This window comes from Curtobacterium sp. PsM8 (genome assembly GCF_030433875.1).
Classification (GTDB): domain Bacteria; phylum Actinomycetota; class Actinomycetes; order Actinomycetales; family Microbacteriaceae; genus Curtobacterium.
In genome coordinates, this window is record NZ_JARUXD010000005.1 from 54,097 (window position 1) to 78,027 (window position 23,931).

The window sequence follows — 23,931 nt, forward strand, 5'->3', positions numbered from 1 at the left end:
GCTCATACCGAGATCCCCCGCGCTGCCATGAAGGGGACGGGATCGACGGCGGCGCCGTTCACCCGGGTCTCGAAGTGCAGGTGGCAGCCCGTCGACCAGCCGGTGGAACCGACCTGGGCGATCTGCTGTCCGGCGGTGACGTGCTGGCCGGCACCGACCATGATGCCGCCGTTGACGATGTGCCCGTAGGCCGTCGAGATGCCGCCACCGTTGTCGATGATGACCTCGTTGCCGTAGCCGCCGCCGTTGCCCGCGAAGGTCACGGTGCCGGACGCTGCGGCGTAGATCGGCGAGTAGCAGGCCGGGGCGAGGTCCACGCCGGCGTGCAGTGTGTAGACGTGCGTGTACGGGTCGACGCGGAGGCCGTAGGGGCTCGACTGGAAGCCGGCTGCCGGGCGCACCCAACCGGACGCGTTCGCAGCGCCGCCGCCGGAGGCCCCGCCACCACCGGAGGCGGGGACACCCGCGGTCGCTGCCGGCGGGAGCGCACGCGCGGCGGCCGCTGCTGCGGCAGCTGCGGCGGCGGCCCGCTCGCGAGCGAGCCGCGCCTGGCGCGCCTTCTCGACCTGGACACCCTTCTCGTACTGGGCCTCGGTCGTCTTCGTCTTCGACGTCAGGAGGTCGAGCTGGGCCTCCAGACGGTCCTGGTTGTCGGCCTGGGCGGACACGGCGGCCTGGGCCTGATCCGCTGCGCTCTGTGCGGCGCGCATCTTCGTCTGGGCCTGGGCGGCGAGCTTGCCCAGGGCGTCCTCGGCGGTCTTCGACTTGTCGGCGAGGGCCTGGGCGGTCCCGCGGTCCTGGCTCGCCTCGGAGTAGATGCCGTCGGCCTGCTCGGACAGCTTCGACATCGCGCCGAGCTCGTACAGCAGGTCACCGGAGGCCGAGGGCTTGGTGAGGAGGTCCGTGGTGACGTCCTCGGAGCTGGAGCGCCCGAGCTGGGCGGCGAGCTGGCCGGCCTGCGCCTCGGAGGCCCGCGCGGTCTTCTCGGCGTCGTCGGCCTGCGACTGGAGCTTGCGCTGCTCGAGTGCCTTGCGGTCGTAGTCCGTCTGGGCGGTCTGGTACGCGGTACCGGCTGCGGCGGCGGCCTTCTCCTTCGCGGCGGACTGCGACTGCAGCTGCGCGATGAGGCCCTTGATCTCGGTGACCTTGGCGGCCTGGGCGGACTGCGACTGCTTGGCGGCCTGCACGTCGTCCCAGCTCGGGTAGCTGGCGGCTGAGGCGGCACCCGACGGCACGAGGGCGACGAGGGCCCCGGCGGCGAGTACGACAGCGACCCCGGCGGCCAGGAAGCGGCGGCGGGGGCGAGCGGGGAGGAGGGAAGGAGTCGACATGAGTCTCGTTTTCGTCACAGTCCGGCGTGGCGCACGTCACACTGTCAACAGACGTAACAGTAACAACATGGGTCAGCCCAGGAACACCCCGTTCGAGGGTGAGAGGTCAGCAGCGATGCTCCCATCGGTGTCGACCGCCCCTCGGGAGCCCGCTCCGGTCACTCCCTGAGGGTCCGTCGAGGTGGCGCGACACGCCCAAGCGGAGCGTTCGGCGGGCTCGATTTGGCAAGAGGGCCGACCGTCCGTATGCTTGTCCATCGGTAGCGCGATGCACTGCTTGCGGCCCCATCGTTTAGTGGCCTAGGACACCGCCCTTTCACGGCGGCAGCACGGGTTCGAATCCCGTTGGGGTCACTCCTCATCGGGGGACAGCAAGCAGAACAGAACGACACCGAAGCAACACAAGCAATTCCATATGGCCCTGTAGCGCAGTTGGTTAGCGTGCCGCCCTGTCACGGCGGAGGTCGCGGGTTCAAGTCCCGTCAGGGTCGCCACGGCTGGGTAGCTCAGTTGGTAGAGCGTTCGACTGAAAATCGAAAGGTCCGCGGATCGACGCCGCGTCCAGCCACGGTGAAGAGCCCCTTACTTCGGTAGGGGGCTCTTTTGCGTTGCGCCGGCGGGGTCCGCGCGCGGATCCGCGGCGCGGCTCCGCGGCACGGATCGTCCACGCACAACAGGAAGCGGCTCGAACCACGCACTCCCGTGGTTCGAGCCGCTTCCTGTTGTGCGGCAGCCAGCCGGGAGGCTCGTCCCGGCTGGGCAGCGCGGCCTACGCCTCGCGGGTCTTCGGGCTGCTGTCGTTCGTCTTCGCCGGGTCACGCTCGACGACAGCCCCGAGGGCGTCGTCGATGCGGGACATCAGCTCGGCGGGGATCTGCACTCCGGCAGCGCCGGCGTTGTCGTGCACCTGCTCCGGTCGCGAGGCACCGATGATCGCGGACGCCACGTTCTCGTTCTGCAGCACCCAGGCGACGGCGAGCTGCGCCATCGACAGGCTGAGCTCGTCGGCGATCGGCTTGAGCTCCTGCACGGCGGTGAGCACCTCGTCGTTCATGAAGCGGGAGATCATCTTCGCGCCGCCCTTGTCGTCGGTCGCGCGGGACCCCTCGGGCAGCGGCTGACCGGGCTGGTACTTGCCGGTGAGCACACCCTGCGCGATCGGGGACCAGACGATCTGAGAGATGCCGAGTTCCTTCGAGGTGGGGACGACCTCTTCCTCGATGACCCGCCAGAGCGCCGAGTACTGCGGCTGGTTCGAGATGAGCTGGAAGCCGAGGTCCTTCGCCAGTGCCGCACCGGCGCGGAGCTGGTCCGCGGTCCACTCCGACACGCCGACGTACAGGACCTTGCCCGCACGGACCACGTCGGCGAACGCCTGCATGGTCTCTTCGAGCGGGGTCTCGTGGTCGTAGCGGTGCGCCTGGTACAGGTCGACGTAGTCGGTCTGCAGGCGGCCGAGCGAGCCGTCGATGGACTCGAGGATGTGCTTGCGCGACAGCCCGGTGTCGTTGTGGCCCTTGGGACCGGTCGGACCGAAGACCTTCGTCGCGATCTCGAGGGACTGGCGACGCTCGCCCTTCAGCGCTTCGCCGAGGACTGTCTCGGCACCGGTGTTCGCGTACACGTCGGCGGTGTCGAACGTCGAGATGCCGACCTCGAGGGCGGCCTTGACGCAGGCGATCGCCGCGTCGTTCTCGACCTGGGAGGCGTGGGTGAGCCAGTTGCCGTAGGTGATCTCGGAGACCTTGAGGCCCGAGTTGCCAAGGTAGCGGTACTCCATGTGTCTGTCACTCCTGTCGTGGCCGCGTCGATGCGGCACGCCCGTGACGGTAGTCCCCTGACCGCTCGCACTGCCCCAGCCCACCAGCAGCCGAGGGCGTCGGTACTCTGATGTATCAGACTGCACTCGGCAAAGACGAAACCCCGGCGATGTGGCCGTGGCCAGTGATCGTTCCGGGGTCTTCGGGTCCATCTTGCCACGGACGCATCACTCCGCCGCCGACGCGCGGCGAGACCGGGACGCGGTGCATAGGTACTCTGTGTGGACCTGACAGCGCATGTACTATCTGCAATATTGACCGCAGCGACCAATGAAGCTGCGAACGCGATCGTCGCCGAACTCTTCGGCATACTCCGGCGCCGACGCCGCGACATCGCGCATCGCCGCCACGGAAGCCTTGCCGCCGCTACCGCCCGTGACGGTACGCGGCCCCGACGGTGCAGGATCGCAAGAGGCGCGGTGCGCGGACGCACCGCCGGGAGCAAGGGAGCATCCATGACCGGATCCAGCGTGCTGTTCATCGGCGGGAGCGGCATCATCAGCGCCGCCTGCGTGCGCGAGGCGGTGGACCAGGGCTTCGACGTCGCGGTGCTCAACCGGGGCACGACGGAGAAGCGGGCGTTGCCGGATGCGGTGACGCGCCTCCAGGCCGACGTCGCGGACCGGGACGCCCTGGCGGCGGCGATCGGCGACCGCACCTTCGACGTGGTCATCGACTTCGTCGCGTTCACCCCGGACCAGGTGCAGGCCGACATCGACTTCTTCACCGGCAAGACCCGCCAGTACGTTTTCATCAGCTCGGCCTCGGCGTACCAGACCCCGCCGACGCACCTGCCGGTGACGGAGTCGACGCCGCTGAAGAACCCGTACTGGCAGTACTCGCGGGACAAGATCGCGTGTGAGGACCTGCTGGTCGCCGCCTACCGGCAGGACGACTTCCCGATGACGATCATCCGGCCGTCGCACACCTACGACGAGACGCTGCTGCCGTTCGACGGCGGCTGGACGGTCGTCGCGCGGCTCCGTGCGGGCAAGCCCGTCATCGTGCCGGGCGACGGGACCTCGCTGTGGACGATCACGCACGCGCGGGACTTCGCGGTCGCGTTCGTCGGGGTGCTGGACCGGGCCGAGGCGATCGGCGAGGCGTTCCACATCACCGGCCAGGAGTCGCCGACGTGGGACCGCATCCACCAGGAGGTCGCCGCCGCCGCGGGCGCTCCGGAACCCCGGATCGTGCACGTGCCGGCGGACGCGATCATGGCCGCGGACCCGGAGTGGGGCGCCGGCGTGGTCGGCGACAAGGCGAACAGCATGGTGTTCGACAACAGCAAGGTGCGGACGCTCGTGCCGGGTTGGGCGGCGCGCACCTCGTTCCGCGAGGGCGCCCGCGAACTGGTCGCCTGGTACGACGCGCACCCGGAGGCGCAGGTCGTCGACGAGGAGAAGGACGCCCTGATGGACCGGCTCGCCGAGGCGTACGCGCCGGGTCGCGTCTAGCACCGCCTGTCGGACGGGAGGCGCGGGGCGGCCCCGCCACGAGCCTCCCGTCCGCCCCGCCGTGCGGCTGGCCGCCGCGTGGCGCCGTCGGGACGGGCACAACAGGAACCGGCCCGAACCACGGGAGTCCGTGGTTCGGGCCGGTTCCTGTTGTGCGCAGGCGGCTCGCGCCGGCCGACGGCCGGCGCGCCGCCGCGCGGCGCGCCGCCGCGCCTACGCCAGGTCGCGGAGGACCGCGCCGAGGGCCTGCATCGCGGTGGCGATCTCCTCGTCCGTGACGACGAGCGGCGGCGCGAAGCGGATCGTCGACCCGTGCGTGTCCTTCACGAGGACCCCGCGCGCGGCGAGCTCCTTCGCGACCTGCTTGCCGGTGCCGAGCGCGGGGTCGATGTCGATCCCGGCCCAGAGTCCGGCGACCCGGTGGGTGAGGACGCCGTGCCCGACGAGCTCGTCGAGGAACCCGCGGAGGACCGGTTCGCCGTCGAGTGCCCGCTGCTGGAACGTGCCCTCGGCGAGCATCGAGACGACCTCGGACCCGACGGCCGCGGCGAGCGGGTTGCCGCCGAAGGTCGAGCCGTGCTCCCCGGGGCGCAGGACGCCGAGCACGTCCGCACGACCGACGACGGCCGACACGGGGACGATCCCGCCGCCGAGCGCCTTGCCGAGCGTGATGAGGTCCGGCGTCACGCCGACCCGCTGCACCGCCAGGGTGTGGCCGGTGCGACCGAGGCCGGACTGGATCTCGTCGGCGATGAACAGCGCGCCGAACTCGTCGCAGACCTCGCGGACGGCGGGCAGGTAGTCGGCCGGTGGGATGACGACGCCGCCCTCGCCCTGGATGGGCTCGAGCAGGACGGCCACGACGGTGTCGTCCATCGCCTCCCGCAGTGCCGCTGCGTCGCCGTACGGCACGGTGCGGAACCCGGGCGTGTACGGCCCGAAGTCGTTGCGCGCGTCGGGGTCGTCTGAGAACGAGATGATCGTCGTCGTGCGGCCGTGGAAGTTCCCGCTCGCGACGATGACCGTCGCCTGTCCGGCGGGGACGCCCTTGACGCGGTAGCCCCAGGCGCGGGCGACCTTGATCGCCGACTCGACCGCCTCGGCGCCGGTGTTCATCGGCAGCATCATCTCGGTGCCGGTGAGCTCGGTCAGACCGGTGGCGAACGGGCCGAGGCGGTCGTTGACGAACGCCCGGCTCGTCAAGGTCACGCGGTCGAGCTGGTCGCGGGCCGCGGTCAGGAGGCGCGGGTTGCCGTGTCCGAAGTTGACCGCCGAGTAGGCGGCGAGTCCGTCCAGGTAGGTGCGGCCGTCGACGTCGGTGACGGTCGCCCCGTGGCCCGAGGCGATGACCACCGGGAGCGGGCTGTAGTTGTGGGCGAGGGCACGGTCCTCCACGGCGAGCGCCGCAGCCGTGGCCACCCCGAGCGTGGCGGTCATCAGGAGCGCGCCACGGAGGTGCCGGTGCCGATCGGGTGCAGGTCGAGCGTGCAGCACTTCACGCCGCCGCCGCCCAGGAGCAGCTCGGACAGGTCGACGCCGATCGGGTTGTAGCCCTTCTCGCGCAGCTGCTCGGCGAACGTGGTGGCACGTGCGGCGATCACGACGTTGTACCCGTCGGAGTACGAGTTCAGGCCGAGGATGGCGGCGTCCTCCTCGGTCGCGATGATCGCGTCCGGGAAGCGCTCGCGGAGGATGGCCAGGGACGGCTCGTCGAAGGCGCTCTCGAGGTAGGCGATGTTGGAGCGACCGGACGCGTCGGGCACCGGGTCGAGGGCCGCGATGGCGGTGTCCAGGTGGTAGAAGTTCGGGTTGATCAGCTTCAGCGTGACGACCTCGCGGCCGTACACGCGGGCGAGCTCCTCGTGCGAGGTGCTGTCGGAGCGGAACCCGGTGCCGGCGTAGATCGTGTCGCCGATGAGCAGGAAGTCGCCCTCGCCCTCGTTCGTCTCCTCGGGCTCGGCGACGGTCAGGCCGGCCTGGCGGAACCAGTCCATGTACGCGGGGCCCTCGGGCTGGCGCTCCGGGTACTGGAACTTGGCGCCGTACGCGACTCCGTCGAGGACGAAGCCGCCGTTGGCCGCGTAGACCATGTCCGGCAGGCCCTCGATGGGCTCGATCTGGTGGATCGCGAAGCCGAGCTGCTCGTAGACGTCGACCAGGCTCTGCCACTGCGCGACGGCCTTCGCGGTGTCGGTCGGCTCCTCCGGGTGCATCCAGGGGTTGATCCGGTAGCTGACCGTGTAGTGGGTCGGCTTGCACATCAGGACGGTGCGGTGTGTGGCCGTGCGCTGCAGGGCGGTGGTGGGCTGGGGTGCGGTGTTCGACACGAGGTCCTCCAGGACCGGGGCCCGAGCCTGCCAGGAACCACCACGGTGAGAGCTCCGACGAGATGCAGGCTCACTCGCCGGAGGCGGACCAGGTCGACGCCTGAGCGAGAGTCAACCACAGGATGGGAACGGAGCACAGCACCGCACCCCCGCACTGGGCGCACGTTTCATGCGTCGAGCCGGGTCTGCTCGCAACGACCACGCGTAAGATCGGCACAATGGATTCGCTCGACCACCGCATCCTCGACCAGCTGCGGGAGAACGCCCGCGCCGGCTACGGCGACATCGGCTCGGTCGTCGGGCTCTCCGCCTCCGCCGTGAAGCGCCGCGTCGACCGACTCGTGGCCGACGGCGTGATCCAGGGCTTCACGATCAAGGTCGACCCGGCCGTCGACGACCGCGGCACCGAGGCCTGGGTCGAGCTGTACTGCCGCGGCACGGTCTCCCCCGACGAACTGCGCACCCTGCTCGACGCCGTGCCCGAGGTGGTCGACGCCGGCACGGTCACCGGCAGCGCCGACGCGGTCGTGCACATGCGGTCACGGGACCTGCCCGCGCTCGAGGAGGCACTGGACCGCGTCCGCCTCGCCCCGCAGGTCGACCACACCCGCTCCGCGATCGTGCTGTCGAAGCTCGTCAGCCGCGGCTCCGACTGACCTCCTCTCCCGCGGAACGCAACGTGGGCGTCATCGCACAGCGGTGTCCCCGTGCGCGCAGCCGCCCGGGTTGCGTGTCGCGGGCGGGTAGGTTCGCGTGCATGGCACGTGGGACGACGGCCGGGAGGCGCGGCGGGCCTCCCGGGTCGGTGGCCGCCCGGCGGCTGGTCACCGCTGCGACCGCGTCGTACGTCGTCAACTGCCTGTGGGGTACCGCGGTCGCGGTGCGCCTGATCCGCACCCGCAAGCTGCGCGTCGTGCACCACGGCCTGTTCGTGACGACCGCCGTCCTCACCGGAGCAGCGGCGACCACCCCGCTCTGGACGCGGTCCCGCGACGCCCTGTTCCTGCTGCCGGCACTGGTCCCGCTGGCCCTTGCTCCACGGACGAACCCCCGCACCGGAGCACACTGGAAGACCGCGGTCGCCGCAGCGCCGTCCTACCTGGGGGCGGTCCTGGCCCGGCGCTGACCGCTCGACGCCGAGGCGGAAGGACACCCGTGGAACTCATCGAGGCCATCCGGCGCCGACGCACCACGAACGGGGCGTTCCTGCCGGACCCGGTGTCCGAGGAGCACCAGCGTCTGCTGGTCGAGCTGGCCGGTCGGGCGCCCTCGCAGCTGAACAGCCAGCCGTGGCGCTTCGTCCTGGTCGAGGAGCGGGAGACGATCGACCGCGTCGCGGACATCAGCGGACGGGCGATGACGCAGACCATGGCGGCGGGCAGCTTCTTCGAGCGGTACCGGCCGTACTTCCGGTTCTCGCAGGCCGAGATGGACGAGCGCCGGGACGGCATGCTGTTCGACAAGCTGCCGAAGCCGCTGCGGCCGTTCACGAACCAGGTGTTCACGAAGCGGGGGCAGTTCCTCATGAACGCCCTGCGGGTGCCGCAGACCCTGGGCGAGGAGAACCGGAAGCTCGTCGCCGGGTCACCCCTGCTGCTCGGCGTGATGCTCGACCGCGACGAGTACCGGAAGGAGGCCCGCAACGCCTTCTACTCGGTGTTCAGCATGGGTGCCGCGATGGAGAACATCTGGCTGACCACGACGGAGCTCGGCCTCGGCATCCAGTTCGTGTCCTTCCCGATGGAGATCGAGGAGTCGTGGCACGAGGTCGAACGGCTGCTCGAGGTCCCGCCGGAGCTGGAGCTGATGGCCGTGTACCGGATCGGGTACCTGCCGCCGGAACGACGACGACCCGCGATCGACTGGGTGTCGAACGAGCGGAAACGACCCTCGCAGTACGTGTTCCGCGGCACGTGCGCGACGCCGCAGCAGGGCTGGGACGACCAGCCCGCGGTCGGGTCGGCGGGGTCGACGGGGTCGGGCACAGCGGGGTAGGACCCAGCTGGGTAGGACCCAGCGGGGCAGGGCACAGCGGGAGCAGGGCACGATGGACCGGACCACGACGACGGACGGGACCACCTGATGACCGCGACGCTGCCCGACGGGGGTGCTCCGAGCCTCCAGGCTGTGACGCCCACCGCGCCCGCCCTGCCGGGGCGACCCTGGATCGAACAGGCCTGGCGCGACGTCGTCTTCGTGCACTGGCGGGTGGACGTGTCCGCGGTGGCGCCGCTGTTGCCCACCGGCACCCGGCCCGACACGATGGCGCCCGACGGCACCGACGACGGCGTGACCACGTGGGTGGGCCTCATCGCGTTCAGCTTCGAGGACACCCGGTTCCCGCCGTTCGGCCCGCTCGGCCGGACCGGCAGCGTCGGCGACTTCCTCGAGGTCAACGTCCGCGTCTACACCCGCGACGACGCCGGCCGTCGCGGGGTGGTGTTCCTGTCGCTCGACGCCGGGAAGTTCCTGCCCGCCGCCGCTGCCCGTGTCGTGACCGGCACGCCGTACCACTGGGCGCGGGTCGCCCGGCGGCAGCACGGCGACCGGATGGCGTACGCCGTGCACCGGCACGGCTCCCGCCTGCGGTCCCTGCTCGAGGTCGAGGTCGGCGAGCCGATCACGGAACCGACACCGCTCGAGTCGTTCCTCACCGCACGGTGGGGCATGCACGTGGGGCGGGTCGGTCGGACCTCGTGGTGGCCGAACGAGCACGACTCGTGGGTGGTGCACCGGGCGTCCCTGACCCGGCTGCGGGACGACCTGATCGGTGCGGCGGGGCTGCCCCTGGCGTTGACGGAGCTCGAGCCGGACTCGGTGCTGTACTCCCCCGGTGTCGTGACGCGCTTCGCGGGCCCGCGCGCCTGACGGCAACGGCCTGCAGGCCCGAGGCCTCCCGTCTCGGACCGAGGCGGGGCCGAGGCTCGGCTCTGGGGACACTCTGCGGCCGCGGGACGCCGCGAACTGTCCGCCCAGCCGAGGCTCGGCCCCGGCCCCGTCCGCCCGGCACGGCCGCCGCCGGCCGCCCGGCGGGGGACAGCGGCTGACCGCCGGGGCACCCGCACCGCGTAGAAGGGGTGCATGACTCGTGTGGCTGTGGTGACCGGTGGTTCGGCTGGACTGGGACGGGCGACGGTCCGTGAACTGGCGTCCCGCGGCTGGGACGTGGCCGTCCTGGCACGTGGTGCGGACGGCGTGCACGCGGCCGTCGCCGAGGTCGAGGCCGCCGGTCGTCGTGGCCTGGCCCTCGTCGCGGACGTGTCCGACCGCCAGGCCGTCGAGGACGCCGCCGACCGCGTCGAGGCCGAGCTCGGCCCGATCGACCTGTGGGTGAACGGCGTCATGGTCGGGGTGTTCGGCAAGTTCCTCGACACCGCGCCGGAGGACTTCGAGCGCGCGACGCAGGTCGACTACCTCGGGGTCGTGAACGGCACGCGTGCAGCACTGTCGCGCATGGTGTCGCGGGACTCCGGGCACGTGATCCAGGTCGGTTCGGCGTTGGGCTCGCGGGGCATCCCGCTGCAGGGCGCCTACTGCGGGTCGAAGCACGCGATCGTCGGGTTCACCGAGTCGGTCGTCTCGGAGCTCATCGAGCAGGGCAGCAAGGTCCGGATCAGTCGGGTCGACATGCCCGCGCTCAACACGATCCAGTTCGGCTGGGTCAAGTCGACGCTCCCCCACCACGCGCAGCCCGTCGCGCCGATCTACCAGCCCGAGGTCGGCGCCCGCGCGATCGCGGCCACCGCGGAGCACCCCCGCCGTCGGACCTGGGTCGGTGAGTCGACGGTGTACACGATCCTCGGCAACCGGATCAGCGGCCGGTTCGCGGACTGGTACGCCGCGAAGACCCTGGTCGGCGGGCAGCAGATCCCGGAGAAGGACGGCGAGGAGATCGGCGTCAACCTGTACGAGCCGGTCCCCGGGGACCACGGCGCGCACGGTGCGTTCGACGAGCAGGCCCACGAGTGGTCGCCGCAGACCTGGTGGGTGGAGCACCGTCGACTGGGCAACGGGATCATCGGCGCGGCGCTCGGCGTCGCCGGGCTCGCGGTCGCCACGGCTGCCGGCCGCCGCCGATGAGCCGCGGGAGCCGCAGCGGCCGGCAGCAGCGGGCGCTGGCCGTCGAACTGCTGCGCGCCGGCATCGGGGTCGCCCACCTGCTCGGATCCCGACGCGCGCTCGGCCGTCCGGCCGTGCTGGCACGGGTCCTCGGCGTCCGACAGCTCACCCAGGCGGGCCTCGTGCTCCGCGCGAGCACGGCGGACGCCAACACGGTGAGCGCCCTGGTCGACGCCACCCACGGCGTGACGATGGTGCCGCTGGCCCTGGTCGACCGGCAGTCCCGTCGGTTCGCGGTCCGCCAGCTCTTGATCGCGATGCTCCTCACCGTGCTCGAGGTCGCCCTCGTCGGCCGGGGCGGGAAGCGCTGACCAGCAGGAACACTGACCAGCAGGAACGACGAACGCCCCCGCTGACCGGATGGTCGGCGGGGGCGTTCGTCGTGCTGCTGCTACTCGACCTCGGAGGCCGGGTCCTCGGCCTCGACACCGGTCTCGTCGAGACGGTCACGGAGGTGGTCGGCCATCACGCCGGCACCCTCGTCGCCGTGGTCGTGCTGGACCTGCTGCACGAGACCGTGCAGCTTCTCCTCGTTGGTCGCGTCGGTCGCACCGTCCATGACCGGCTCGGACTGGACCCCGTTGTCACGCTCTGCTGCACTCATGTCCGGAACGCTACGCCGCGCACCGGGTCGCCTCACGGGTGCACCCCAGGTCGTGCGGAGAACGGACGGGAGGCCCGCATCACGTCGGCCGCACACCGGACGCGGGCAGAGCCTCCTGTCCGGCACGCCGGCCCGGCGTCAGAGGCGCAGGCGCGCGAACTCGGGGTCGAGGTCCCCGTGCCGGTGCGCCGTGACGACGACGGTCTGCTCTCGGAGGTAGTGCGCCATCTCGACGACACCGGCCTCGACGACGGGGGCGTCGTGGATGGCGGTGTCGATGCCGGCGCCGAGCGCCTCCTCGAGTGCGAGCGGGTCACCGCCGAGCAGGCGGATCCGCGAGCCCGGGCCGCCGAAGGCGCTGTGCGGCCGGGGCTCGAAGCCCTGCGACAGCACCAGGTCGATGGCGTCCTGCGGTTCCGCAGTGCCGCCCGACCACTGCTCGTGCAGGAGCGCACCGGACGCCGCACGGTCGAGGAACTCGGCGTCGGTCTCCACCAGGTGGTCGACGACGTCGAGGGGGGAGCGGCCGCTGGCGAGCAGCTGCGTCAGGGGGCCGGGCAGCGCCCGGGCGGTGCTGAGCAGCACGTGGGCACGTGCTGCGGTCGCCGCGACGAGGGTGCGGACGAGGTCCCCGGTGCTGACGTCGGCGGACTGTCGGACCACGACGGACTGCGGTCGGTACCGGAGCACGTTGCGCTCGACGCCGAGCTCTGCGGTGTCGCGGGACCGGCCGAAGCGCTCCTCCCGAGCCTGCGCGTCGCTCGTGGCGCCGGCCCGGACCTGGTCGAACTCCTCGAAGGACAGCCCGCTACGGGACGCCTCGATGAGCGCGGTGACCCGCGGCGGCAACCCGTGCAGCTGGATGCTCTTGTGCACGGTGCGCGGGACGGGTTCCCAGTGCCCGAGCATCGCGACCGAGTCGGGGCCGCCACGCTTGGCCCCGGCGCCGACCGCGGAGCTCCCCCAGCCGCCGGCGGGCTGCCGGACGACCGTGGTTTCCGTGGTGGCCCGGTTCACCACGAGGGTGCCGGCGGCGACCTGGTCGGTCCAGCGGGCGACCTCGTCGACGTCGAGGGTGTGCAGCGCCTCGACCAACCCGTGGTCGCCGCCGTTCTGGAGCGCGATCGCCTGCTCGAGCGTCTCGACCTGCACCACCCCGAGGACCGGGACGCCGGCCTCCGGGTGGGTGGACGCGCTGCCGGGACGGACGCCGACGCGGACGCCCGGGGTCCAGAGGCGGCCGGACTCGTCGAGCAGCCGCGGTTCGACGAGCCAGGACTCCCCCGGTGCCAGCTCGGTCAGGGCTGCGCGTGCGGCCCCGGTCGGCTCGACGACCAGCGGCCCGACCTGCGCCGCGGGGTCGGTGGGCCAGGCGACCCGGAGTGCTCGGGTGGCGTCGGCGAGCTGGCGGAGGAAGCGGCTGTCGGCACCGTCCTCGCCGACCGAGCCGACGAGCACGACGAGCGAGATCGCCGCGCCCGCCTGCCCGGACTGCGTGAACGCCGAGGCGACGACGTCGCGGACGGCCTGGTCGACGTCGGCCGCGGGGGTGACGACGGCGGCCGAGACCGCACCGGTGTCGGCGAGGAGGGGCAGGCCGGCCCGCCACCACCGGAACGACCGAGCGGTGTCGGGCGAACCGGTGAGCAGCACCCGGTCGACGGCCGGGTGGGCCACCAGGTCGCGGCCGAGTTCGCTGACGTCGAGGTCGACGAGCTGGAGCAGCGAGTGCGGGACCCCGGCGTTCCACAGGACGTCGGCGAGCACCGCACCGGACCGCTTGGCGAGCGGCGACGGCTTGAGGACGACCCCGCTGCCGGCGGCGAGCGCCGAGAGCACGCCGTCCGCCGGGGTGGTGAGCGGCGAGTTCCACGGGGCGACGACGACGGTCAGTCGTGGCGGGACGAAGGTGGCCCCGGCGACGTCGACCAGGTGACGTGCCCGATCGGCGGCGTGGTGGGCGGCGTCGACGGCACCGCTGACCTGACGGTCCGCCTCGGTCAGGGTCATCGCGGTCTCGGCGACGACGACCTCGACCAGGTCGGCACGGCGGACCTCGAGCTCGTGCGCGACGAGGTCGAGCAGTTCGGCGCGGTCCTGCGGGTCCTGCCGACCCCAGTTGACGCCGGCCTGCGCGGTGCGGGCGATGGTGCGTTCGAGGCGGGGACGGTCGGTGACCCGGGCACCGCGGATGGTGGCGGTGCCGAGCTGCGAACGGGGCACGCGACGGAGCAGGTCCGCGGCCCACTGCCGGTTCGCGTCGACCCCGGCGTCGGTGTCCACGGCGGGCGGGTGCACGGCCCGGATCTCCGGGGCGCCGAGGGGTGCCCGGCGGTCCTGGGAGCGGAGGGTGACCGGCGCGGGGTCGTCGAGCACGGCGACGGCGACGGCGAGCCGGTCGCGTGCGCGCTGCACGGCGGCGGACCGGTCGTCGTCGCTGCCGCCCGGAGTGGTCGGCGACGCTGCCGCACCCTCGCGCAGCCGACGGGCGAGGTACGGGATCGCGGCGTCGAACTGGTCGGGGTGCACGACCGGGGTGAGGAGGGTGACCGTGCCGGCGTCGGCGCGGACGGCGTCGAGGAGGGTGCCCGTCATGCCGAGGAGCATCTCGACCTCGAGCGCCTCGGTCACCCCGCGGCGGTCGGCGAGCACGCGGGCGGCGGCGAGCAGCACTGGGTCGAGTCCGGCGAGCGCGATCCGGACGGCGTCGGTGTGCTCCGGCGTGAGCGCGGCGTCGAGCAGGCGGAGGATCGCGGTGTCGATCTGCTGGCGGGTGGCGAGGAGGGCCGACGGGCGGGCGTGCACGAGGGCGTCGGCGCGTTCCTCGGCCAGGTGGGCGCCGTCGACGAGCCGGACCCGGATGGGTGCGCCGCCGCGGAACCGTCGCGCGGCCGCCCACTCGGTCAGGGACGCCAGGACGCCGAGGCTGTCCGGCAGCGACGCGGGCAGCGTGATGCCGGCGGTGGTGTGGGCGAACTCGTCCGCATCGAGCAGCGTCCGGAACACCGCGACGCTCAGGTCGAGGTCGTCCGGGCCGTCGACGAGCAGCGTGACGGCGCTGCCCCCGGCGACGGCTGCGCGGAACACCGGGACGAGTCGGTCGACCGCCTGCACAGTGGCGTCCTCGAGCGACCACGGCGAGGTGGGCGGGACGACGTCCGCGACCGCGAAGGACACCGCGGGCACGTCGTCGCGTCCGACCAGGTCGGTGATCCACGCCAGTCGACGATCGCTCTCGGCGGGACCGAACACGGTCGGGCCGAGGGGCAGGACGTCGAGGCGGGTGCCCGTGCCGGCGAGCTTGCCGAGCGCGGAGCCGAGTCGGGCCTGCGGGGCGTCGACCACCAGGTGTCCGGCGAGTCGGCGGAGCACCCGCCGCGCGGACGGGATGACCGCCCAGGGCGCCATCGTGGCGAAGCCCCCACCGACGGTGACCGCTCCGCGGAGGTACCAGGCGAGGAAGTCCGGCACGGCACGGCTGGCCTTCTCGAGGTTGCGGGCGGCGACCTTCGGGTCGTCGGGTCGGATCACCTTGTCGATGAACCCGCGGGCGAAGTCGAGGCCGCGCTCGTCACGCAGGACCTCGGCGAGCCGGGCCGCTCCGGCGTCGGGCTTCACCCCGCGGGAGGCGTCCAGCCAGCGTCCGACGAGGGCAGATGCGTCGTCGGTGCAGTCCTGGAGGCGTGCGGGCGGCATGGACTCGATCGTAGGCCGCTCCCCCGACGTCTCCTCGGAGGCGGCGGTGTGCCGTCCAGGAGTCAGCCGAACGGATGATCCCGAGCCGACGAGCTGTGCTCACGGATACGCTGGCCGGATGGTGGAGCACGGCGCTGACGGCCACGACTGGGCCACGTGGGACGCGTTCCACGACGTCTGGCGCGGGCTGGACCGGGCGCTGGACGTGGCCGTGCAGCGGGACGCCGGCATCTCCATCCCCGAGTTCGAGATCCTGATCGGCCTGCACCGCGACCCCGACCACCGGCTGCGCGTCCGCGACATGGCCGCCGGGATCGGCTGGGAGAAGTCCCGCGTCAGCCACCAGGTCACCCGCATGGTCTCCCGGGGGCTGGTCGCGCGTGCCGACTGCCCCAGTGACGGCCGCGGCAGTTGGATCGTGATGACCGCGGACGGTCGCCGCGCGGTCCTCGCCGGCATCCGAGCACACACGGCGGCGCTGGAACAGCTGTTCTGGAGGCCCGTGGCCGGTGACGCGGACACCCTGCGGGCCGTCTCGCACCGGGTCCTCGACGCCCTCGGTCCGGTGGACACGGGCGCGGACGTTGTCCAGGGGGACGCCTGACCTGACAGCCGCGCCGCCCGTCGTGGGAGGATGCCGAGGACCGATCTGTGGGGGGAGAGCGCATGGACACCGACGGTTCACGCTCGGCGCGGGCGGCCCTCGTCGCCGCGCTCGACATCGTCGGACTCGCGCCGTCCGAGCGCTTTGACCGGATCGTCCGCATCGCCCGCGAGGTCTTCGACGTCCCGTTCGCGTACGTCAACCTGCTCGACGACACCCTGCTGCACACGCTGACGCCGAACCTGGCCGGCGAGCCGACGTCCGGGCCGCTCGAGTGGTCGTTCTGCCAGCTCACCGTCCAGCGCCCCGGGCCCACGGTCGTGCCGGACACGCTCGCCGACCCGCGCACCGCCGACCTGCCCGGCGTCACCAGCCGCGGCATCCGCTCCTACGCCGGTGTCCCCCTGACCATGCCGGGCGAGCTGACGATCGGCAGCCTGTGCCTGATGGACGTCCGGCCGCGGGAGTTCACTCCGCAGGACGAGGCCGCACTGATCGACCTGGGGCGGTGGACGGAGCAGGCCCTGGCGAAGGGGCTGCAGCACGACCGGCTGCTCGAGGTCGTCGAGGCCCTCACCCCGCCACCCGTCCACGTCCCCGGCTACACGCTGGCCGGACTGAGCGTGCCGTACGGCGACCTCAGCGGTGACGTCCACGACTGGACGGTCGCCGACGACGCCGTGACCTTCACCCTCGCCGACATCATGGGGAAGGAGCAGCCCGCCGCGCTGCTCGCGGCCGGACTGCGGGCCGCGCTCCGGCAGCACGAGGACCTGCCACCGGTCGCGGCCGTCGGGGCCGTCGAGCCGCGGATGAGCGAGGACCTCGGTCGGGCCTCCGCGTTCGCGACGCTCTTCCACTCGCGCCTGACGCCGAGCACCGGGCGGCTCGACTTCGTGGACGCCGGACACGGGCTCGTCGTGCACCTGCACGCGGACGGCACGTCGGAGATCCGGCGCTCGCGGGACCTGCCGCTCGGCCTGCACCCGCAGGGGGTCCCCTTCCGCCTCGGGTCCCTGGTGCTCGAACCGGGTGCCGCACTGCTCGTGGCCAGCGACGGCGCACTCGACCTGGGCGACGGGACGATCGACACCCTGACGGACATCGGGCGGACCTACCGTCGGGCGCCGAGCACGGCCGCGTTCCTCGAGACGGTCCGACTGCGGGCAGCCGAGCAGGCGGAGGACGACGTCACCGTGACCGTCCTGGCACGCGACGCGCCCTGACCGTCCTGGCTCGCGACGCACACTGACCGGCCGACGTGCAGGTGCTGGTACCCGAGACCAGGCACCAGCACCAACGCTCGTGCTCCTGACCCGAACAGGTACAACGAACTGGCGTCAGCCTGCCCCGCTCAGCTGGGAGGCGTGGTGTCCGTCCACGATCAGGCCCCGAACTGTCCGCGGAACGCGTTGGTCGTCCCCGCCCGGGTCAGCGCACCTCGAACGCGAAGAGCGAGTAGCCGTACCCGGTCGCCCGGTGCACGCCCTGGAGGCGCACGTGCCGCCAGGTGCCGGACAGGTCGACCGTGTCGGTCCCGCCGTCGCCGTCGCTGACGGTCGCGATCGTGGTCCAGGCGTCGTCGGCGCTGTTCCGCGCCTCGATCCGGTAGGCCGAGCCGTACGCGTCCTCCCACTGCAGGGTCGCGCGGTGCAGGGACTCCGCCGAGCCGAGGTCGACGTCCAGCCACTGGTCGTCGGTGTGACCGCTCGCCCAGCGGGAGCCCGGGTCCCCGTCCGTGGCGTTCCGCGCGGTGACACCGACCGCCTCGTCCGCCGACGAGGTCGTCGGGGCGTTCCGCGCCAGGTCGGGGGTCGGCACGCCCTCGGTCGAGTCCACGCGGAACTCGTGGAGCGAGTACCCGAACTCCGTGTGCCGTTGCACGCCGAGCATCCGCACGTACCGCGCCCGGACGCCGTCGAGCTGGTGGACCGCGGTCCCGCCGGCCCCGTGGTCCTCGGTGGCGACGGTGCGCCAGACCTCGTCGGTCGTGGAGCGCACCTGGACCTGGTAGCGGTCGGCGTACGCGGCCTCCCAGTCGAGTTCCACCCGGTCGACGGGGACCACGGCGCCCAGGTCGACCGCGATCCACTGGTCGTCGGAGGCGCGGCTGGCCCACCGGGTGGTCCGGCTGCCGTCGACCGCCTGGTCACCGGACAGGTCACCGCGCTCGTCGGAGGACGTCGTCACCGGCTTGCCGACCGCGATGTCCCGCGAGGCGTGCCCACCGTCGCCGGGCTCCGTTCCAGGGTCGGAGGCGCCGGGGTCGGAGGCACCGGCGTCACCGTCCGCCACGGTCGTGACCGTCGCCTGACCGGACGCGCCGCCGAGCGTGGCGTGCACGGTGGCGGTGACACCGTCGGCCGCAGCGGCCGTGACCGTGCCGTCGCCCGCGACCGAGCCGCCGCCGTCGATCGTCCACGTCGGCGCACCGTCGGTGCCGGCTGCCGCCGTCACCGGTCCGCCGTTGCCGTCCGCGTCGAACGCGTACGCCGTCAACGTGGTGCTGCCGCCGGCCGGGAGGCGCGTGGCACGCGGTCCGACCAGCACCGTCGACGGGGTGATCGCCGAGACCGACGGGGTGCCGTGGACCTCGAACGACCAGATCGAGTAGCCGTACTGCGTGAGTCGGTGGAGGCCGTGCACCCGCACGAACCGGGCGGTGCTGCCGACCGTGACGTGGTCGGCTGCCGCCGTCGTCTTCGTCACGTCCCGCACGGTGTGCCAGGGGCCGTCGGCGGAGTCGGCGACCTGCAGGTCGTACTCCGCCGCGGCGGCGCCCTCCCACGTGACGTCGACGTCGGTGACGTCGGTCGCACGGCCGAGGTCGACGGTGTAGTCGACGGCGTCCTGCCCGTGCGCGCTCTCCCACCGGGTCGTCGGGTCGCCGTCGAGCGCCTTGCCCGGGGTGTTCCCCCCGTCGCTCGACGTCGCGGTGGCGGTGGCGTGGAGCGCCTGGTCCGGGACCGTGGTGACCGCCGAGACCACGGCGCTGCCCTCCACCCCGCCGCTCGTGGCGGTGACGTGGCCGGCCCCGCTGCCGGCCGCGCGGACGCTGCCGGCGTCCGTCGTGCCTCCCGGCAGGGTCGTGGCCCAGGTGACCGGACCCGACAGCTCGATCGGGTCGCCGTACTGGTCGCGGCCGGTGGCTGCGAACTCGGCCGGGGTGCCGACCACCAGCTGCTCGAACCCGGGCGTCACCGCGATCGACGTGAGCTCGGGAGCGGGCGCGACCCGGAACCGGTACGTGTCACGGACCGACCCGACCGAGGCGGTGACCGTGGCACTGGCGGCGCGTTCCGTGGCCTCGTACGTGCCGTCGGCCGCGATCCTGCCGGTGCTGGCGTCCCAGGTCAGTCCGTCGAGCGGCATGGTCGCGCCGTACTGGTCGTACCCGGTGGCCGTGAACCGCGTGGTGGAACCGGGGACGAGCGTCGTCGGGCTGTCCGCCGTGTCGACGACGATCTCGGCCAGGTGGGCGTCGAGGTGGGACGTGATCTGGGTGTGCGCGGGGACGGCGATCTGGCCGATGACCCGCTGGCCGTCGTACACGTCGTACGAGTGCTGGACGTCGTCGGTGTTGTCGAGCACGTACGAGTAGGTGCCGTCCGCCGCGCGGAACACCTGGCTGAGCGGGTCGGAGGTGTGCCGGTCGGTGACCTCGGTGCCCACCGTTCGGTTCGACACGGCCTGGTGGTAGACCAGTCCGGCCATCGACTGGCCGGTGACCGCCGGGTCATCCGCGGCCCAGAGCGCCTGGTGGATGTCGAGGTACGTGTCCGGGTCGTACTGGGCGAGGAAGCCGAGCACGACGTTGCCGAGGGCGTCCCCCATGTCGCTGAACACGGCGGCCGCGTGGGCGGTGTCCGTGCCGGGCCGGTAGTGGGTCAGGTCGACCGAGTACAGCCGGTCGATCGTCGTCGTGTCCGCCGTGTAGTCCGTGGACAGGAACGACAGGAGCGGCGACTTCGTCGGCCAGTCCTTCGGCTGCTCGTCCGCGGTCGGCCCGTCGAGCTCCGCGGGGACGAGGGACGCGGGCAGGGTCGTCGGTGTCCAGTACTCCGCCGGGAAGACGACCCCACCGTCCGCGTCGGTGCTGACGACGAGCGTGCCGGTCGCCGGGTCGTACAGCGGGTTGGCGGCCGTCTTCGCCGTGACGTAGCCGGGGTGGTTCCGCTCGGCGGCGCGAATCGCGTCCTCGAGCTCGCCGATGGCGGCGTTCCGGTCCTGCGCGATCGCGTCGTTGCCGTAGGTCCCGACGCCCCACCACTTCTTGGTGAGCATCTGGATGTGCGCGGCGTTGCCGCCCACGACGCCGTCCTGCCCGACGACCTCCGGGCGCGCCTGCATCATCTGCCGCATGATGGCCTTCGAGAAGTCCGGGTCCCAGCCGAAGTAGTCGAACCAGGGAGCGGTCGGCATCCACTGGATGCCGTAGATCCACGCCGGGTCGCCGGAGAAGTACGTGGCCTCGGCCTGGCCGGAGTCGAACAGGATGCCCGCCTGGCCGTGCCGGTAGGCGTCCGGGAAGGCGCCGTTGCCGTCGTACGCCTTCGAAGCCGGGTTGCCGTGGGCGTTCTGGTAGTAGTCGCGGACCGCGGCCCGTTCGGTGACGTACTCCATCGCGCCGGTGGCCTGCATCTCCTCGTTGCCGAGGACGGTGCCGAGCAGGAACAGCCCCGCCTCGGACTGGATCGCCTCGGAGGACGACTCCTGGTTGTTGCCGCCCGGGGACGAGACACCGCCGGCGTTCGAGTGCCCCTCCCACACGCCGAAGGTGCGCAGGTGCGGGAACCGGTCGTCGTCGCGGTCCCAGTTGGCGTACTGCTTCGTCACCAGGGTGGCCATGCCCTCGTACCGCTTCGCCCAACCGGGATCGACCGCCCCGAGGAGCGCCGTGGCGACGGCGAAGTACCCGTAGTGGAAGTGGTTGTCGTTGAACTGCGCGGACCCGTACGAGTCGCCGAAGCCGATCAGAGCCTTCCACGTCGGGTACATCGCGAAGAAGTGCTCGCTCTCCCCCGATGAGTAGGTGTACCAGTCGGTGAGTGCCTTCGTGAGCGTGGCCTGAAGCTCCTGCTCGTCGGCGGTGTCGCCGATCTGCTGCGCCACGGTCATGTACTCGGCGAGCTGCTGGAGGTCCTTGCCGCCCCAGTAGGTGTCGCCGCCGTACGTGGTCTTCTCCGCGTAGTCGGAGAGGTACTGCCGGAGCACGTCCCGTTCGTCCTGACCCTGCGGCGGCGCACCGGTCGGGGTGAGGCCGGTGAAGGCGTAGTCGAGGGTCCAGCCGTCGTGCCCGATCGTGGTCTGCATCGTGCCGCGCGGGGTGGGGTAGGTCGCTCCGGTGAAGTGCAGGTCGTTCGTCGACTCCGCGTACTGGTGCTGCAGCCAGCCCTGCACGGTGTCGTGGTCCGAGCCCTGCAGCGTGTCCGTCTGCACGGACCACCGCTGCTCGACCTGCCCCGCCGCGGGGTCGTACGAGTAGTCCATCGTGGTGTTCCGTGGCACGGCGAACGCGGTCCGCTGTAGGTCGTCGAGGCTCAGCCCGCTCTCCGGCACTGCACTGAGCACGAGGTACCGGGTCCCGGCGGAGGCGTCGATGGCGGTGCCGCTCCGCGTGAAGGTGGTCTCGTCCGGTGCGTGCACGCCGTACACGTGGTCGCCCTGCCGGATCTCGAACCGGTCGCCCGTGAACGGGAAGCTGATCGGCTCCCCGTCACCGTCGGTGATCGTCGCGCCCGACTGCACCGTCAGGCGTGGGGTCATGCCGTGGTACTCGAACCACTCGTACGGGTTGCCCTGCACGCTCGTGACGTCCATGTACTGGCCGCCCGATCCGGCCTGCGGCATCCGCCAGCTGACGTTCCAGTCACCCCAGCGGAGCGCGTCCGCCTCGGTCGCGGAGAACGCCGTCGAGAACCGCTGCGCGACCCCGTCCGGCTCGTCCGTCAGGAGCACCTGGTCGACCATCACGTGCGCCCAGCCGGCGCTCAACGAGTCGACGACCCGGAGCTGCGCCTGCTGCCCCGCCCACCTGCTGACGTCCCAGTCCACCCAGCGGAACTGCTCGCTGTCCGTGCCGGTGGCGGAGGCGACGACCTGCCCGCCGACGACGAGCTGCACGGCTTCCTGGTCGGCGTGCTGGCCCCCGGCGATCGTGAAGGCCAGGTGCGCGTGGTCGATCGCGAACGACCCGGACGTCAGGGTCCCCGTGGCGCTGTCGCCGCTGGCGGCACCCCAGGAGGTCAGGTAGCCGTTGCCGAGCCACCCCGACACCTCGCTCTGCCCCGACGGGGTCCCGGTCGCCCGGCTGAATGCCGTGCCGGTGCTCGTCCACCCGTCGGGCACACCCTGCTCGAAGTCCGCGAGGAGTTCGTCCGAGGGGTCCGCCTCCGGCGTCACCGTGCCGCTCACCGTCACCGGCGACTCGAGCTGCATGGCGGTGCCGTCACTGTTCCACGTCGTCGGGGCCGTCAGCTTCGTGCCCTCCTTGCTGTTCGAGGAGACGAACGGGTACGCCCACATGTCGCCGGAGTACTTGCTCACGAGCAGGTCGGTCCACCACTGGTTCGTCGGTACCGGCTTCCCCGCCTGCGACGGGTCGATGTACAGGTGCTGGTCCACCGTCTTCTGCACGTCGGCGCTGTCGCTGATCGTCGCGGGCGGGGTGGGTGCGAACGACCCGGAGCCGACCCGGGTGCCGTCGGCGGGCGGAGCCGGGACCGCGGCCGGGCTCGGCAGCGCGGTGCGGGCCGGCCGCGCCGCCGGGGTCGACTGCGCGGTGCCCGACGCTCCGGCCGGCCGGTCAACGGCGTGCGCAGCGGTCGCGGGTCCGGTGAGCGCGATGACCGCCGCGACCACGAGGACCGCGGACGTCGCGATGGAGCGGGGCGAGGAGCTGCTTCTGCGCGGTCGTTCCGCGTGGCGTCGTGGCACGGAACGACCGTACTGACGGGGTCGCCGGCCGTCAGTCGGCGGAAGTGCGGACCTGAGCCGGATTCACGACCCCAGTTCGGGGGAAGGTCGGCGGAGGTGACAGCGGGGGCTCAGGCGTCCGCGGCGAGCGCCGCCGCGACGAACGCCGCCACCGCGTCCGCCCCGGCGTGGTCGTCGGCCGTGACGGTCACGACGGCACTCCGGGCCTCGTCGAACAGCAGCATCTGCCCGTACGCGCCGTGCAACCGCCACAGCTGCGCGGGACCGTCCCACCCGGCGAGCGCGTACCGCTCGTACCCGGCGTTCCGCCCCGCGACGACCCAGTCGGTGTGCAGCGCGTCGACCCATCGGGACGCCACGAGCCGTCGGCCGTCGACCTGGCCGCGGTCGCGGACGAACCGGCCGAGGCGCGCGAGTTCGGCGGTGTCCAGCCACAGTCCACCCCCGGCCGCGACGAAGCCGAGCGGGCAGCGCTCCCACTCGGCGTCGGCGACGCCGAGCGGAGTGAGCAGCCGGTCCTGCACGAAGCGGCCGACGTCACCGACCCGGGTCTCGAGCACGCGCATCGCCGTGTAGGTGCTGGCGTTCGCGTACTGGAACACCCGACCGCGGGAGGGCCGCCCGAGGAACTCGACGGCCAGGTCCGGCCAGTCGGTCAGGAGCGTCGGCGTCCACGGCAGGTCGACGCCGCTCGTCATGCTCAGCAGGTGCCGGAGGGTGACGGCGTCCGTGCCGTCACCGGACCGCCAGCCGGGCAGGAGGGCCGACACCGGTTCGTCGAGGTCGACCAGCCCGTCGTCCGCCGCGATGCCGGCCGCCAGAACGCAGACGCCCTTCGCGACCGACTGCACGTCGCGGCGGACGTCGGGCACCCAGTGGTGCTCCGCCACGTCGTCACCGAGGCGCACGTGCAGCCCGTGGGCGACGAAGCCGGTGCGGGCGACCTCGTCGACGACGGCGTCCCGGACGGTCTGCGCACGTGTCACCGGACCATCCTCCCGCGTCGGGAGGAGGTGCCGGTGTCAGCGGTCGGGGCC

Annotated in this window: 17 protein-coding genes and 3 tRNA genes; 12 read left to right on the forward strand and 8 right to left on the reverse strand. The window is 72.4% G+C overall.

What is annotated here, in order from left to right; genetic code table 11:
* Window positions 1-2: 2 nt before the first annotated feature.
* Window positions 3-1,331: a M23 family metallopeptidase gene (locus QCD68_RS02030; RefSeq protein ID WP_301221824.1), complete on the reverse strand. Its 1,329-nt coding sequence runs from the start codon at window positions 1,329-1,331 to the stop codon at window positions 3-5.
* Between the two features lie 281 nt (window positions 1,332-1,612).
* On the opposite strand from QCD68_RS02030, the gene QCD68_RS02035 reads away from it, so the two are divergent.
* The 3 genes from QCD68_RS02035 (at window position 1,613) to QCD68_RS02045 (ending at window position 1,899) form a co-directional block, all read left to right on the forward strand.
* Window positions 1,613-1,685 (forward strand) — tRNA-Glu (locus QCD68_RS02035).
* A 63-nt stretch (window positions 1,686-1,748) separates the two neighbouring features.
* A tRNA-Asp gene (locus QCD68_RS02040) sits at window positions 1,749-1,825 on the forward strand.
* Window position 1,826: 1 nt separating this feature from the next.
* Window positions 1,827-1,899: transfer RNA gene (locus QCD68_RS02045), tRNA-Phe, on the forward strand.
* 201 nt (window positions 1,900-2,100) lie between these two features.
* Here QCD68_RS02045 and QCD68_RS02050 read toward each other — a convergent pair.
* Window positions 2,101-3,111, reverse strand: coding sequence for an aldo/keto reductase family protein (locus QCD68_RS02050; protein ID WP_221849045.1), 1,011 nt, complete (start codon window positions 3,109-3,111; stop codon window positions 2,101-2,103).
* Window positions 3,112-3,606: 495 nt separating this feature from the next.
* Here QCD68_RS02050 and QCD68_RS02055 point away from each other — a divergent pair, with 495 nt between their 5' ends.
* The gene (locus QCD68_RS02055) at window positions 3,607-4,608 is read left to right on the forward strand and encodes an SDR family oxidoreductase (protein WP_301221825.1); all 1,002 of its coding nucleotides are present in this window, start codon (window positions 3,607-3,609) and stop codon (window positions 4,606-4,608) included.
* A gap of 213 nt (window positions 4,609-4,821) precedes the next feature.
* On the opposite strand, the gene rocD is transcribed toward QCD68_RS02055, so the two are convergent.
* Both rocD and ddaH read right to left on the reverse strand, forming a co-directional pair.
* Window positions 4,822-6,045 carry an ornithine--oxo-acid transaminase gene (gene rocD / locus QCD68_RS02060; protein WP_301221826.1) on the reverse strand — a complete coding sequence of 408 codons (1,224 nt, stop codon included), beginning with the start codon at window positions 6,043-6,045 and terminating at the stop codon, window positions 4,822-4,824.
* Complete coding sequence (gene ddaH / locus QCD68_RS02065) at window positions 6,045-6,935, reverse strand: dimethylargininase (protein WP_221849048.1); 891 nt, start codon at window positions 6,933-6,935, stop codon at window positions 6,045-6,047. The genes rocD and ddaH overlap by 1 nt, the downstream gene beginning before the upstream one ends.
* Window positions 6,936-7,153: 218 nt before the next feature.
* On the opposite strand from ddaH, the gene QCD68_RS02070 reads away from it, so the two are divergent.
* The 6 genes from QCD68_RS02070 (at window position 7,154) to QCD68_RS02095 (ending at window position 11,365) form a co-directional block, all read left to right on the forward strand.
* Entirely contained in the window at window positions 7,154-7,591 is a 438-nt protein-coding gene (locus QCD68_RS02070; RefSeq protein WP_111076413.1) for an Lrp/AsnC family transcriptional regulator, read from the forward strand.
* Window positions 7,592-7,692: 101 nt separating this feature from the next.
* Window positions 7,693-8,061 (forward strand): hypothetical protein, encoded by a 369-nt coding sequence (locus tag QCD68_RS02075; protein WP_301221827.1) that lies wholly within the window; start codon window positions 7,693-7,695, stop codon window positions 8,059-8,061.
* Window positions 8,062-8,090: 29 nt separating this feature from the next.
* Window positions 8,091-8,930: a nitroreductase family protein gene (locus QCD68_RS02080; protein ID WP_301221828.1), complete on the forward strand. Its 840-nt coding sequence runs from the start codon at window positions 8,091-8,093 to the stop codon at window positions 8,928-8,930.
* A 132-nt stretch (window positions 8,931-9,062) separates the two neighbouring features.
* Window positions 9,063-9,803: a YqjF family protein gene (locus QCD68_RS02085; protein WP_301221829.1), complete on the forward strand. Its 741-nt coding sequence runs from the start codon at window positions 9,063-9,065 to the stop codon at window positions 9,801-9,803.
* Window positions 9,804-10,016: 213 nt separating this feature from the next.
* Window positions 10,017-11,015: an SDR family oxidoreductase gene (locus QCD68_RS02090; RefSeq protein WP_301221830.1), complete on the forward strand. Its 999-nt coding sequence runs from the start codon at window positions 10,017-10,019 to the stop codon at window positions 11,013-11,015.
* Entirely contained in the window at window positions 11,012-11,365 is a 354-nt protein-coding gene (locus tag QCD68_RS02095) for a hypothetical protein (RefSeq protein WP_301221831.1), read from the forward strand. Before QCD68_RS02090 ends, QCD68_RS02095 begins: the two co-directional genes overlap by 4 nt.
* Before the next feature lie 80 nt (window positions 11,366-11,445).
* Here the strand turns inward: QCD68_RS02095 and QCD68_RS02100 are convergent, their stop codons facing one another.
* Window positions 11,446-11,658 (reverse strand): hypothetical protein, encoded by a 213-nt coding sequence (locus QCD68_RS02100; protein WP_301221832.1) that lies wholly within the window; start codon window positions 11,656-11,658, stop codon window positions 11,446-11,448.
* 138 nt (window positions 11,659-11,796) lie between these two features.
* Window positions 11,797-15,354 carry a proline dehydrogenase family protein gene (locus tag QCD68_RS02105; protein ID WP_301221833.1) on the reverse strand — a complete coding sequence of 1,186 codons (3,558 nt, stop codon included), beginning with the start codon at window positions 15,352-15,354 and terminating at the stop codon, window positions 11,797-11,799.
* 118 nt (window positions 15,355-15,472) lie between these two features.
* On the opposite strand from QCD68_RS02105, the gene QCD68_RS02110 reads away from it, so the two are divergent.
* Together QCD68_RS02110 and QCD68_RS02115 are read left to right on the forward strand one after the other, a co-directional pair.
* Window positions 15,473-15,958 (forward strand): MarR family winged helix-turn-helix transcriptional regulator, encoded by a 486-nt coding sequence (locus QCD68_RS02110; RefSeq protein ID WP_301221834.1) that lies wholly within the window; start codon window positions 15,473-15,475, stop codon window positions 15,956-15,958.
* 62 nt (window positions 15,959-16,020) lie between these two features.
* Window positions 16,021-17,184: a PP2C family protein-serine/threonine phosphatase gene (locus QCD68_RS02115; RefSeq protein ID WP_111076402.1), complete on the forward strand. Its 1,164-nt coding sequence runs from the start codon at window positions 16,021-16,023 to the stop codon at window positions 17,182-17,184.
* Between the two features lie 205 nt (window positions 17,185-17,389).
* Here QCD68_RS02115 and QCD68_RS02120 read toward each other — a convergent pair whose 3' ends face one another.
* Together QCD68_RS02120 and QCD68_RS02125 are read right to left on the reverse strand one after the other, a co-directional pair.
* Complete coding sequence (locus tag QCD68_RS02120) at window positions 17,390-22,894, reverse strand: discoidin domain-containing protein (protein ID WP_301221835.1); 5,505 nt, start codon at window positions 22,892-22,894, stop codon at window positions 17,390-17,392.
* 110 nt (window positions 22,895-23,004) lie between these two features.
* A complete protein-coding gene (locus tag QCD68_RS02125) occupies window positions 23,005-23,880 on the reverse strand; it encodes a serine hydrolase domain-containing protein (protein ID WP_301221836.1) in 876 nt (291 codons plus the stop codon).
* Between the last annotated feature and the right edge of the window lie 51 nt (window positions 23,881-23,931).